Below are 12,284 nucleotides of genomic sequence, written 5' to 3' on the forward strand. Positions count from 1 at the left end.
GCCCGCGGCGTCTTGAATGAGTCATTCAGGGCGTCGGAGGTCCTGAATGACTCATTCAAGACCGGCGGGAGCCGGGCTGAACCGGGCGGGCGGCGACGATTCCGGCGCGCTCGGTAGCCTGGCGGGGTGGGAACGGAGGTGGGCCGGGTGCCCGCGTGGCAACGGGCGGCACGGCTCTTCACGGCACCCGCGACAGCTCCCGGCGTCGCCGCCCTGCGGTGGGACCTGGGCTTCTACCTCGCCTGCCTGGCCTTCGCGCTGCCGACGGCGCTCAAGTCCGAGTTCTACGGCTACCGCGTCTGGGGCAACTTCGCGACGGTCGCGTACGGCCTCGGCGCGCTGCACAGCGGCTGGCTGCTGCTGTCCGCACGCAGCGGGCGTACGCCACGCGGAGCACTCGGTTCCCGCTGGTGCGGGATCGCGGCCGTCGCCGTGTTGGCAATGATCCTTCCGTTGGCGCTTCTGGTGATTCGCCGACTGACCGGAGTGGACTGGCTGATCACGCCGGTTTCCTGGGCCGCGCAGCCCGAGGTCTGGGTGATCGAGCGGTCCGCGGATCTCCTGCTGCGGCACGGAACCCCGTACGTCGACGTCACCGCGCTCGGGCGCCCGGCCGAGGTAAACGATTACACGCCGTACGGCCCGGTCATGGCGATCTTCGGACTGCCTCGCGCGGTGTTCGGCGGCACGCCGGTGGCGAACGCGCTGACCGACGCCCGGTGGATGTTCGCACTGGCCGCGTGCGCCTGTGTGCTGGGCACGCTGAAGCTGTTGAAGTGGCCGAAGGTTCCCGTCGGCGCCGCGCAGCTCGCGCTCGCCTGCCCGCTCACCGCGCTGACCTGGGCGGTCGCCGGCCCGGACCTCGCGATCGTCGGCCTGCTCGTGCTGGCGTGCGCACTCGCCGCCACCGGACGGGTCGCCTGGTCGGGACTGGTGCTGGCGCTGGTGATCAGCGCGAAACTCATCGTCGCGCCCGCCGCCGCGGTCCTGGCGGTGTTCGTGCTGGTGCGGCAGGGCCGGGCTCGCAACGAACCAGGGCTCGACTGGCCCGGACTCGCCCGGTTCGCGTCAGCCTTGGTGGCGACGACGGCCGCGCTGCACCTGCCCGTGTACCTGGTGGATCCGGCGGCGTTCGTCGAGCACGTCTTCCGGTTCCCCCTCGGGATGGGCGTCGTGCGCTCGCCCGCGGCCAGCCCGTTGCCGGGCCACCTCATCGCCGAAACCGGCGTGGCCGGCCAGGTGACGGCGTTCGTGCTGGTCGGCGCCGCGGCCGTGGCCACGCTGGTGTGGCTGGTGCGCCGGCCCCCCGCGAACGGCTCCGGCACACTGCTGCGCATCGCCGTCGGACTCGGCGCCTTGATCCTGCTCACCCCGGCCACCCGCTACGGCTACCTGGTGTACCCGCTGGTCCTGCTCGGGGCCCACCTGGCCTTCCGCGTGGCCGAAGCTCCCGCTGCGCCCCCCGCGCAGCAGTCCGCGACTACTTCTTCTTGACCCTGGTGGCCCCGCCGCGCCCCCGCAGCTGAACCCCGGACTCCGACAGGACCCGGTGGACGAACCCGTAGGAGCGCCCCGTCGACTCCGCGAGCGCCCGGATGCTCGAGCCCTTCTCGTATTTCTTCTTCAGGTCAGCGGCCAGCTTGTCGCGCGTGTTGCCGGTGATCCGCGCGCCTTTCTTGAGATCAGCCACGTCGATCGCCTTCCCGCCGAGGGTGTTCTGGGCCACATATCGGCCCCTGCCGGGGCAATGATCGAACACCGAGCGCCGGAATGCCAGACGACAGCCGCAAAACGACCGAAATTGCGATCACATTGGGCCATTCCAGTGCCTGACGCGGAGTGATCTTGCACCCGAATGGACGCATCGATCACGCGAGCTGGACAAGTTCCAGGTAGTCCGCCGACCAGTGGTCCTCGGTGCCGTCGGGCAGCAGGATGACCCGCTCGGGCTCCAGCGCCTCGACCGCGCCGGGGTCGTGCGTCACCAGGACGACGGCGCCGGCGAAGCTGCGCAAGGCGTCCAGGACCTGCGCACGGCTGGCCGGGTCGAGGTTGTTGGTCGGCTCGTCGAGCAGCAAGACGTTGGCAGCGCTGGAGACCAGGCCGGCCAGCGCGAGCCGGGTCTTCTCACCGCCGGAAAGGGTGCCGGCGGGCTGGTCGAGTTGTTCGCCGGTGAAGAGGAACGACCCGAGCAGGTTCCGCAACTCCTGCGCGCCCGTGTCCGGAGCGAGATGTCGGATGTTTTCCCACACCGACGCATCATGATCAAGAGTTTCGTGTTCCTGAGCGTAATAGCCCAAACGCAATCCGTGACCCGGAACGACGGATCCGGTGTCCGGCGTTTCCATTCCGCCGAGCAGCCGCAGCAATGTCGTCTTTCCCGCGCCGTTCAGCCCGAGTACGACGACCTTCGAACCGCGGTCGACGGCGAGATCGACGCCGGTGAAGATTTCCAGTGAGCCGTACGACTTCGAGAGGCCCTCGGCGGTGAGCGGGGTCCGGCCGCAGGGGGCCGGCTCGGGGAACTTGATCCGGGCGACCTTGTCGGCCTGCCGGGTGTCCTCGAGCGCGGACAGCATCTGCTCGGCGCGGCGGGCCATGTTCTTGGCCGCCACGGCCTTCGTCGCCTTCGCGCCGAGCTTCGCGGCCTGCTGCTGCAGGGCCGACGCCTTCTTCTCGGCGTTGGCGCGCTCGCGGCGGCGGCGCTTCTCGTCGGTCGCGCGCGCGTCGAGGTAGCGCTGCCAGCCCATGTTGTACAGGTCGAGCTCGCCGCGGGTGGCGTCGAGGAACCAGACCTTGTTGACCACGTCGGCCAGCAGCTCGACGTCGTGGCTGATCACGACCAGGCCGCCGTCGTGCTGCTTGAGGAACCCGCGCAGCCAGTTGATGGAGTCGGCGTCGAGGTGGTTGGTCGGCTCGTCGAGCAGCAGGATCGTCTCGGACTTGCCGCCGGCGCCCGCCTCGGCCGCGGCGAACAGGATCCGCGCCAGCTCGACGCGGCGGCGCTGACCACCGGAAAGCGTCTGCAGCGTCTGGGCCAGCACGCGGTCGGCCAGGCCGAGGTTCGAGCAGATGCGCGCGGCTTCGCTCTCGGCGGCGTACCCGCCGAGGGAGGCGAAGCGCTCTTCGAGCCGTGCGTAGCGGTTGATGGCCTTGTCGCGCGCGGCGTCGTCGACGAGCTCGGCCATGGAGGCTTGCGCCTTCTCCATGTCGCGCATCAGCTTGTCGAGACCACGCGCCGACAGCACGCGGTCCTTCGCGGTGACGGACAGGTCTCCTTCGCGCGGGTCCTGCGGCAGGTAGCCGAGCTCGCCGGTGCGGCGGACCTCGCCCGCGTGCGGCTCGCCCTCGCCCGCGAGGACCTTCAGCGAGGTGGTCTTGCCCGCGCCGTTGCGGCCGACGAGACCGATGCGGTCGCCGGGCTGGATGCGGAGGGTGGCGCCGTCGAGCAGGATGCGCGAACCCGCGCGCAGCTCAACGCCGGTGGCCGTGATCAAGGGGAACTCCCGTGGACGGGGGTGAACGGAGGACAGCGTCAGGCGGCCGGTCGGCGACCGGCGCGGCGTCACTCCAGCTGGATATCCACGAAGCCCAGTGTACGGGCCGCGGTCCAGCGGATTTTCCGGACGTGTGCGGACTCACCCGTCGCGCAGCGTGACCTGCACGGACAGCGCGCGGACGGCGGCGTCTTCGAGCACGGCCCGGCTCGGCTCCCCGACGTCGAGCACGCGGGGTTCCGCGCGGGCGAACAGCGGGGCCAGCCGACGGTCTTCGCGCAGCTCGTCGAGGGCGCGCCGGTCGCCGCCGAGCACGACGGCGTCCACTTCGGACAGTCGAGGCAGCAGGACTTCGAAGGCGTCCTTGGCCGCGTCCTGCAGCGCGTGCCGCGCCTGGCCCGCGCGACGCCGGGCGAAGCGCTGCTGCGACCAGCCGCCCGCGGCGGAGCGGCCCTGGACGAGGTGCCGGTCGGTGCGGGAGACCTCGATGCGGCCGTCGCGGGCGATCCCGACGCTGTGGCCGCCGCGCCGGACGAGCACGAGCGCGATCCGGCGGGGCTTCGCGGCGTGCGCCACGAGCCCGTCGATGGACAGGTCGCCGAGAGGTCCGAAAGGGACGGTCGCGGTCGCGGTGGTGCCGTCGGCCGCGGTTACGCGCACCTCCAGTGGCGTGACGTCGGTGGCGGCGATCCCGCCGTGCGAGGCGGCGAAGCGGGCGAACCACCCGGCGAGCCGCTCCGGCGGGACCTCGACGGCGCGCCCGCCACCCGCGACCTGCCGTGCCTTCGCCATGGGCCCCACGCTACGGCCCCAAGCGCCCCAATGTGGCCTTGGTTGCGTCAGACGCACCCAAGGCGGCCTTCGGTGCGTCTGACGCACCGAAGGCCGCCTTGGGGCGCTGGGACTTACAGCGGGTGCACCGGGCCGTTGTTCGTGTAGCCCCGCACGTTCGACGGCGCGCCGGGCGCCGGGGGCTGGACGAACCCGTTGAGGTGCAAGGCGACCGCGCGGATCGAACCGGCGTCGCCGCCCGCGGCGTCGACCACCGAGAACGTCCAGGTGCCGTCGACGACGGCCCCGGTGAGCCCGGCGGTCAGCGCCTGCGTCGGCCGCCAGGTGCCGGTGAACGGCGCGTTCGCCGAGGTCACCGTGCTGAACGCGGCCGCGGCCGAGTCGGTGAAGACGACCTGGCACAGGTTCTTGCCCGAGCTGCCGTTGCGCTGGAACACCGTCGCCTTCGCACCCGAAGGCGCGGTCAGCGTCCCGACCAGGTCACCGACGTAGGAGTGGTTCAGACCGACCGTCGTCGAGTTCGGGTCGGTGCCGCACGTGGTCCCGTCGACCGAGAACGCGACCTTGGACGCGCGGCCGACCCCGGTGACCGGGATGGTCACGGACGCCCCGACCGGGCTGTTGTCCGGGATCGCGACCGGCGCGCCGGCGTAGGCGAAGTCCTGCGTCACCGGCGACGGGGTGCCGACCGGCAGCGAGAACGTCGACGTCGTCGGCGAGTGCGCCCCGGCGAAGGTGACGCGGGCGTTGAGCACCACCGGGTCGCCGAGCTGCTGCGTCGACGGCACCGTGACGGTGAAGTCGTTGACGCCGGTCTGGCCCGGGCTGATGGTGCCGTAGGACTTCGAGCGCGGCGCGATCGTCACGCCCGGCGTCGGGCTGGAGAGCACGACGCTGGTCGACACCGCGGTGCCGTCGCCTTCGTTGGCCACCGGGAGGCTGACCTTGGCGGTGTCGCCGGGGTCGAGCGCCGAGCCGCCGTCGGCCGGGGTGACCGTCGGCTGCTTGGCCACCGCGAGCGGCTGCGGGCTGGCGCCGGTGTAGGCAAGCACCTTGTCGGCGAGGATGACGCCCGCGCCGGTGAAGTTGTCGCGGCCCGGGGTTTCGATGTCGATCGCGGTGTTGATCAGCGCCTCGCGCACCTCCGACGGCGGCAGGCCGGGGTTGCCGGACAGCACGAGCGCGGCGATCGCGGCCGCGTGCGGCGCGGCGGCCGACGTGCCGAAGAACGGGTTGAACCCGGTCACGCTGGTCGTCACGCCGTCGGCCGCGGTGATCTCCGGCTTGGCCCGGACCTCACCACCGGTCGAGGACACGTTGCCGGGGGTGATCGGCGTGCCGTCGGCCTCGTAGAACATCCGCCGCGGGCCGTCGGAGGTGAACCGCTCGGCCTTGGTGGCGCCGCTGAAGGCGCCCGGGTACGGGCCGGCCGGGTTGGCCGGGTCGCCCGGCTCCAGGAGCCGGCCGAAGGCCTTGGCCGCCGGGGCGGCCGCGACGCTGAAGGCGTCCCGCGCCGCCGAGTGGCCGACCGTCACACCCGGGGTGTTGTAAGCCTTGAGCCCGTCGGCCGAGTCGGAGAACCGGCCGCGCAACGCCGACAGCGAGAAGTAGCGGTTCTGGCCGGAGAACTTCACGACGGCCAGGCGCAGCCCGGTGCCGCCGAAGGTCGGCGTCCGCAGGATCTCGTACGGGTCCTGGGTGCCGTCCTGGACGTTCTGGCTGAAGCTGACCACCGCGCCCGCGGCGTTGAGCAGGTAGAGGTCGTAGTCGTTGGCGGACTGGCCGATCGGGTCCGACCAGTGCAGCGTCACCGGGACGCCGGCCGAGGACGCGTCCGAGATCGGCTCGTAGATCTGGTTGCCGGCCGCACCCGCGAAGTTGTGCGCGGCACCGGCGAACTTGCCGACCGACTTGCCGGAGTCGACGAAGTCGCCCTCCCAGTGCCCGGCGGTGCCGTCGGCGACGTTGCCCTCGTTGCCCGCGGACGAGAAGTACAGCGCGCCGTCGGCGGTCACGTCGTTGACGGCCTGGGCGATGATCCAGTCCTGGAACGGGGATTCCTTGAAGTAGATGACGTCGTCGACGATGACGTCGCAGTGCGACTCGAAGCGCAGCTTGCGGATGTTGTCCGCGAAACTGGCGTCGGAGTTGAACGCCGAGGCGAAGCCGAGCTTCGCGTTGGGCGCGAGGTCGTGGATGATCTCGAGCATCGCGGTGCCCTCGTCGCCCTCGCCCTCCTGCCCGGCGATGACGTCGACGGCCGGGAGCTCACCCCTGGCCTGCGACGCGGCCAGCGAGTCGACGCCGTCGGAAAGGGCGCACGCCTTGACGCCGACGCCGGTGACGCCGAACTGCTGGCGCGCGATGTCGGCGTTGTGCGCGCGGTCGCCTTCGCTGGTCAGCGTGGCGGCCGCGGCGGCGCTGCGCTGGGTCTTGGCGGAGACCGCTTTCTGCAGCTCACCGGCGAGGCGATCGGCCTTCTGCTGCTTGGTTTCGGTGGTTTTCCCGGGCGTCGCCGGAGTGGCGAGCTCGCGGGCGGTCATCGCCTCGTCGGCCTGCTCGACGCGCTGGACGTCCGCGCGGGCGGCGATCGCACCGAGCTGGGCGACCGGGACTTCGGCCCGGACACTGGCGTACCGGTCGGACACCGCGCGGATGCCCGCCCCGGCCTTGGTGAGCCCGGCGATGAGGTCGGGCGAAACCTTGCTCGCGCGGATGTCGACCAGCACGGTCCCGGCCGAGGAGACCCCGGACTGGAGCGCGCTCAGCTGCTTGCCGACCCCCTTTTCGGCGACGAGCAGCTTGCTGTCCAATTTGGACTCGGTGGCGGTGCGGCCCGCCTTGACCGCTTGCAGCGCGGCGATCTGCTGCTGCGCGGTTTCATTGAAGGTGTCCGGTGTGGACGCCGTGGCGGCGCCCGCGACGGGTGGGGAAACCAGGCCGAGCGCGGCGATCAGGGCCGCGGCTCCGGCGGTGAGCACAGTGGATCTCGATCTCGTGGAACGGGTACGACGCACGTGCGCCCTCCGAATCTCCAGGCGCGTGCCCCGACTCACGCTGACCGACAGCCGGTGATCACCGGCTGGATCAAGCTAAGTACGGTAAGTTCTCGGTAAAAAGCAGCCGTTCGAGTGACAAAGGACGGATATTTTCCCGAATGGACCGGACGACGTAGGCCGTTCAGCGCAACAGCGTGCCGAGCACCGGACAATCACAGGACAAAGGAGTCCGACCACGGCTGCGCGGCCCGCCCGGACAACGCGTCCAGCAACGTCACCGCCTGCTTGTCCGTCAGCGAAGCCACGAAGTCCACGACAGCCCGCCCCCGAGCCAGACCCCGCACAGCATCCGCGCCGGACACCCGCTCGCCCGTCGCCCCGACGAGCAGCTCCGGCGCCGACCGCGCCAGGACCGTGTACTCGGCGTGGGCCAGCTCGACCAGGTCGTGCAGCCGCCGCGGCAGGCGGGACACCTCGTCGCGGTCCAGCAGCCACGCGTCGAGCGCGTCGACGAGGCTCGTCACCAATCCCGCCTGGCCGCGCTGGTGCAGCGCCAGGTCCGGGCGCAGCAGCACGAACCGGCGGTGCACGAACTTGAGCACCTGGACCTCGTGCCACTGCGCGGGCCGCAGGGACACGTGGCCGGTGCGGGTGGACGGCGCCGCGAGCACGTACACGCCGTCGACCAGGCGGGCCGTCCAGTTCGCCGAGAACGCCGCCGTCGCCTGCTCGGCCTCGATCGAGCCGTCGAACTCCGCCGCGAGCAAGCCGTCGACCAGCTCCGCGTGCACCCGGGCCACCGCCGCGGCGAACGCGTCGTCGTCGCCGATCCACGCGTCCTTCGCGTGCATGCGGCGGCGCAGCCGTTCCAGCGACCGGCCCGGGCGGCGCAGGCCCGCGTGCAGCGTCTCGTCGTCGAGGGCGGCCAGCTCGGTCGCGCGCTCGAGCCACTCCCCCAGCTCCGCCGCGACCGGCGCGTGCTGCAGCACCCCGATGCGGTGGAAGTCCTGCAGGTCGTGGATGGCGTAGGCGATGTCGTCGGCGGTGTCCATCACGGACGCTTCGACCGTCTGCTGCCAGCCTTCGACGCGGCCCGCGAAGACCGCCCGCGCCTGCTCGAAGTCGTCGAGTTCGGTGGCGTAGGCGGAGAACTTGGCCGCGCCGGTGCCGGGCACCTCGCGCGGTTCTCCCGCCCCGCGCGGCGGGACGGCCATCCCGGACGGGTGCGGCGCGGGGTGGTGCAGCCGCAGCCACGGGTACTTCAGCACGGCCGCGCGCACCGCCGCGGTCAGGTCGAGCCCGCTCGCCGACGGCCCGCGCACGTCGGTCGTGGTGATGATGCGGAACGTCTGCGCGTTGCCCTCGAACCCGTCCGCGAGGCCGAAGCGGTGCCGCGCGATCCGGTCGAGCGTCTGCTCGCCGAGGTGCCCGAACGGCGGGTGCCCGAGGTCGTGCGCGAGCGCGGCGGCCTCGGCGACGTCGGGGTCGCAGCCGCCGAGCTTGTCGGCGAGGGCGGCGTCGGGACCCGAGGTGATCCGCTCCGCGATGGCGCGCGCGACCTGCGCGACCTTCAGGCTGTGCGTGAGCCGGTTGTGCAGCAGCCCGGCCCCGCCCGCGTTGACCACCTGCGTCACGCCGCCGAGGCGCGCGAAGAACGGCGACGCGGCGATCCGGTCGCGGTCGATCCGGAACGGGCTGGTCGCCAGGTCGGTGAACCCGCCGACGCCCGCCACGGGGTCACGCCGGGCCGCCCGCGGGTCGGTGTGCTCACTGCCCTGATCCATGCGCCCGACCTTATCCGGCGATTCACCTGAACGGCGGGCAGGCGCGTGGGTACCCGGTAGGCATGTCCCGACGGATGGTCACGGCACTCGCGGTCCTCGCCCTCGTCCCGGTCGCCTGCGGCGCGCCACCGGGCGAGCCCGGCACCACGACCGCGGTGAAGACGTCGACGTCGACCTCGGCACCCGCCAAGCTGATCAAGGTTCCGGACGTCTCCGGCATGAACCATCAGGACGCCCAGAACGCGATGCAGCGCGCCGGGCTCTACAACCTGCGCGAGGTCGACGGCACCGGCCAGGGCCGCGCGCTGGTGATCGACCGCAACTGGGTCCAGACGGGCCAGGACCCGGCGCCCGGCACCGAGGTCGCGCCCGACGCCGTGATCACCCTGACCGCGGTCAAGTACGACGACCGCTAGGCCTGCCCGGTGTAGGCAGCCAGGCAGCGGTCGGCCTGGGCGCGGGCGACGTCCTCGGCCTCGCCCCCGGCGATGTGCGCCTCGTACCAGGCCTCCCCGGCCTTCGTCACGAACTCGACGCCCTCCGGCGACGCCATCCAGGCCATCGCCTCCTGCGGGTCGACGACGTACCCCGGGTCGGCGGCGAGGTGCCGGACCAGCGCGGTCAGCGCCATGTCCCAGCCGATGCCGACCGCGCCGGGCCCGAACTGCTCCCAGTGGTCGTCGACGTGCGCGGTGTGCTCCAGCTCGAACCGCGCGCCCTCGCCTTCCGGCGTCACGCGGACCTCGATCCAGCTGACGCCGCCGTTGAACTCCCAGGTCGCGGCGAAGCTCTTCGGCGGGTCGCAGCGCTCGACCGTGCCGCCCGCGTTGCCCTCCAGCTGGTACTTCCCGCCGACCCGCAGCTCGCCGGAGACCGGGAGGAACCAGCGCGGGATGCGCTCGGCGTTCGTGCAGGCGTCCCAGAGGTCGTCGGCGTCGGTGGCGTAGACCTGGCTGATGGTCATGACCCGCGCCTCCCCCGCTTCGAGCACGCGGCGGCCGACCGTCCGGCGGACGGTGCTGATCTGGTGGCTGACGTCGATCACGAGCTTTCTCCTTCATCGGTGACTCGTCGCGCGCGCTTGCCGCGGGCGATTTCGGTGGCGAGGGCGTCCAGCGGCGGGGTCCAGTACCGGCGGAACCGGTCGAGCCAGACGTCGACGTCGCGCAGCGGCGCGTGGCCGACCGCGTACAGCCGCCGCGTGCCGTCCTGGCGGACGACCGCGAAGCCGTTCTCCCGCAGCACTTTCAGGTGCTGGGAAACGGCGGGCTGCGAGATGCCGAACTCGGCCCGGATCACCTCGGTCACCGCGCCGGCGGCCCGTTCGCCGTCGGCCAGCAGCTCGAGGATGCGCCGGCGGACCGGGTCGCCGAGGACGTCGAACGCGTGCACGTCGCCAAGCTACAAGCTTGTGCTTATATAAGTCAACTCTGAATTAGTGGCGGAGGTCACGCTGCGTTACTCCGATGTGGGTAACGGGGGTGAACATCAGTCGACATCGGTTCCCCTCACGCGCGCGAGCGGCGACGATCGGTGACGTGAAGTCGCCACGCGCGGTCCGCTTCGCCTTCCAGCCGCTGTACAGCCTCCACACGGGAGGCGTCGTGGCGCACGAAGCGCTGGCCAGGCCGGCCCAGGGAACCGTCCCGGAGCTGCTCACGCAGGCGCGTCGCGAAGGCAGACTCGCCGAAGCCGACCTCGGGCTGGCGATCGCCGCCGTCCGGCAGGACGAGACGTCGCTGCCGCTGCACCTGAACCTCTCCGCCCGCACGCTCACCGCGCCGCCGGCGATGTTCGACGACCTGCTGGCCGAGCTCGCCGACGCCGGGCGCCGCACCCGCGACGTCGTGCTCGAGCTCGGGCCGCCGTTCGCGCCGGTGCCCGCCGAGCGCGCGCTGGCCGGCATGCGCGGGCTCACCGAGCTCGGCTTCCGGCTCGCGCTCGACGGCCTCGGCCGCGGTGACCTGCCGCTGGGCCTGCTCGTCGAAGCGCCGGTCGACGTCGTCAAGCTCGACCGCACGGTGCTGCGCGGGCTGCCGGACGACCAGGGCTGCGCCGCCGTCGTCGAGGCGATGCTGCACTACACGAACCGCACGGGCACGCGCCTGGTCGCGACCGGCGTCGAGACCGACGCCCAGCTCGACGCCGTCCGCGACCTCGGCATCCGGATCGCGCAGGGCAATTTGCTCGCCCCGCCGACGGCCGAAGGCCCGGCTCCGGCGTTGCTCGCGCGGCCGCGGACGGTGCGCGCGCCGGGTCCGGCGCAGTGCGTCGGCGACTTCCTGCGTCCGGCCACGACGTTGCCGGAGACGGCGACGTGCGACGAGGTCCGCGCGGTGCTCGCGGCGGCCGACGCGCCTTCTGGCGTGGTGGGCGTCGACGAGCTGAACCGGCCCCGCTGGTCGGTCGACCGAACGCGGTTCCTGGTCGCGGTGACCGGCCCGTACGGCCACGCCCTGCACGCGAAGCGCCCGGCGGAGCGGCTGGCCGACACCCCGCACACGATCGAGGCACGCGCGGGCGCGATGGAGTTCCTCGAGCTGGTGACGGACGCGGACTGGGGCCGCACGGGCGACGACGTCGTGGTGGTCGACGAAGTGGGCCGCTGCCTCGGCGTGGTGCTGGTGACCGAGGTGGTCCGCGGGGTGGCCGAGGCGAAGGTCGAGGCCGCGGCGGCGTTGAACCCGCTGACCAGGCTGCCGGGCAGCGACACGGTGGCCCGCGACGTCGCGCGCCGGATCACGATCGGCGAGCCCTTCGTGGCGGCGTGGCTGGACGTGGACGCGTTCAAGGCGGTGAACGACACGGCGGGCTTCGCGGCGGGCGACGACCTGATCCGCGAGCTGGGCGGAGCCTTGACGGAGCTGGCGGGGCGGTTGCGCCGGATGCGGGTGAGCCACGTGGGCGGCGACGACTTCCTGGTGGTCTGCGACGTCGACGAGATCGCGACGGTGGCGGCGGCCCTGCTGGACCGCCCGTGGTCGGCGGACGGGATGCCGGTGACGGTGTCACTGGCGACGCTGGTCTGCGCGAGCGACGCGATCCGCTCGTACCAGGAGGTTTCGCGGCTGCTGGCACCGTTGAAGAAGCGGGCGAAGGCGGTGCCGGGGTCGAGCTGGGTGCTGAGCAGGCCGGGCTCGGACCGCGTCGAGGTACTGCGCGGAATCGGCGCCCGAGGCCTGCAAGCTGCTGCGGGCTGACCGGCCGCGGCT

10 protein-coding genes are annotated in these 12,284 nt (G+C 72.3%); 3 read left to right on the top strand and 7 right to left on the bottom strand.

Annotated elements, in window-relative coordinates; all coding sequences use genetic code 11:
• The first annotated feature begins 138 nt into the window (after positions 1-138).
• The gene (locus QP939_RS48070) at positions 139-1,494 is read left to right on the top strand and encodes a glycosyltransferase 87 family protein (protein WP_434219694.1); all 1,356 of its coding nucleotides are present in this window, start codon (positions 139-141) and stop codon (positions 1,492-1,494) included.
• Here the strand turns inward: QP939_RS48070 and QP939_RS48075 are convergent.
• From QP939_RS48075 to QP939_RS48095, 5 genes are all read right to left on the bottom strand, one after another.
• Complete coding sequence (locus QP939_RS48075; protein ID WP_003071237.1) at positions 1,481-1,690, bottom strand: helix-turn-helix domain-containing protein; 210 nt, start codon at positions 1,688-1,690, stop codon at positions 1,481-1,483. The two genes, QP939_RS48070 and QP939_RS48075, sit on opposite strands and share 14 nt — an antisense overlap.
• Positions 1,691-1,868: 178 nt before the next feature.
• Positions 1,869-3,497, bottom strand: coding sequence for an ABC-F family ATP-binding cassette domain-containing protein (locus QP939_RS48080; RefSeq protein ID WP_285453639.1), 1,629 nt, complete (start codon positions 3,495-3,497; stop codon positions 1,869-1,871).
• A gap of 141 nt (positions 3,498-3,638) precedes the next feature.
• Positions 3,639-4,289 carry an acVLRF1 family peptidyl-tRNA hydrolase gene (locus QP939_RS48085; protein WP_285453640.1) on the bottom strand — a complete coding sequence of 217 codons (651 nt, stop codon included), beginning with the start codon at positions 4,287-4,289 and terminating at the stop codon, positions 3,639-3,641.
• 113 nt (positions 4,290-4,402) lie between these two features.
• Complete coding sequence (locus QP939_RS48090) at positions 4,403-7,270, bottom strand: S8 family serine peptidase (RefSeq protein WP_285453641.1); 2,868 nt, start codon at positions 7,268-7,270, stop codon at positions 4,403-4,405.
• 230 nt (positions 7,271-7,500) lie between these two features.
• Complete coding sequence (locus QP939_RS48095; RefSeq protein WP_285453642.1) at positions 7,501-9,072, bottom strand: deoxyguanosinetriphosphate triphosphohydrolase family protein; 1,572 nt, start codon at positions 9,070-9,072, stop codon at positions 7,501-7,503.
• Positions 9,073-9,134: 62 nt separating this feature from the next.
• Here QP939_RS48095 and QP939_RS48100 point away from each other — a divergent pair, with 62 nt between their 5' ends.
• Positions 9,135-9,488, top strand: a complete 354-nt coding sequence (locus tag QP939_RS48100; RefSeq protein ID WP_285453643.1) for a PASTA domain-containing protein — start codon at positions 9,135-9,137, stop codon at positions 9,486-9,488.
• On the opposite strand, the gene QP939_RS48105 is transcribed toward QP939_RS48100, so the two are convergent.
• Both QP939_RS48105 and QP939_RS48110 read right to left on the bottom strand, forming a co-directional pair.
• A complete protein-coding gene (locus QP939_RS48105; protein WP_285453644.1) occupies positions 9,485-10,117 on the bottom strand; it encodes an SRPBCC family protein in 633 nt (210 codons plus the stop codon). The two genes, QP939_RS48100 and QP939_RS48105, sit on opposite strands and share 4 nt — an antisense overlap.
• Positions 10,114-10,464 carry an ArsR/SmtB family transcription factor gene (locus QP939_RS48110; RefSeq protein WP_285453645.1) on the bottom strand — a complete coding sequence of 117 codons (351 nt, stop codon included), beginning with the start codon at positions 10,462-10,464 and terminating at the stop codon, positions 10,114-10,116. The genes QP939_RS48105 and QP939_RS48110 overlap by 4 nt, the downstream gene beginning before the upstream one ends.
• Before the next feature lie 146 nt (positions 10,465-10,610).
• On the opposite strand from QP939_RS48110, the gene QP939_RS48115 reads away from it, so the two are divergent.
• The gene (locus tag QP939_RS48115; RefSeq protein ID WP_285453646.1) at positions 10,611-12,272 is read left to right on the top strand and encodes a GGDEF domain-containing protein; all 1,662 of its coding nucleotides are present in this window, start codon (positions 10,611-10,613) and stop codon (positions 12,270-12,272) included.
• Positions 12,273-12,284 lie beyond the last annotated feature (12 nt).

It is taken from the genome of Amycolatopsis nalaikhensis (genome assembly GCF_030264295.1).
Lineage (GTDB): Bacteria > Actinomycetota > Actinomycetes > Mycobacteriales > Pseudonocardiaceae > Amycolatopsis > Amycolatopsis nalaikhensis.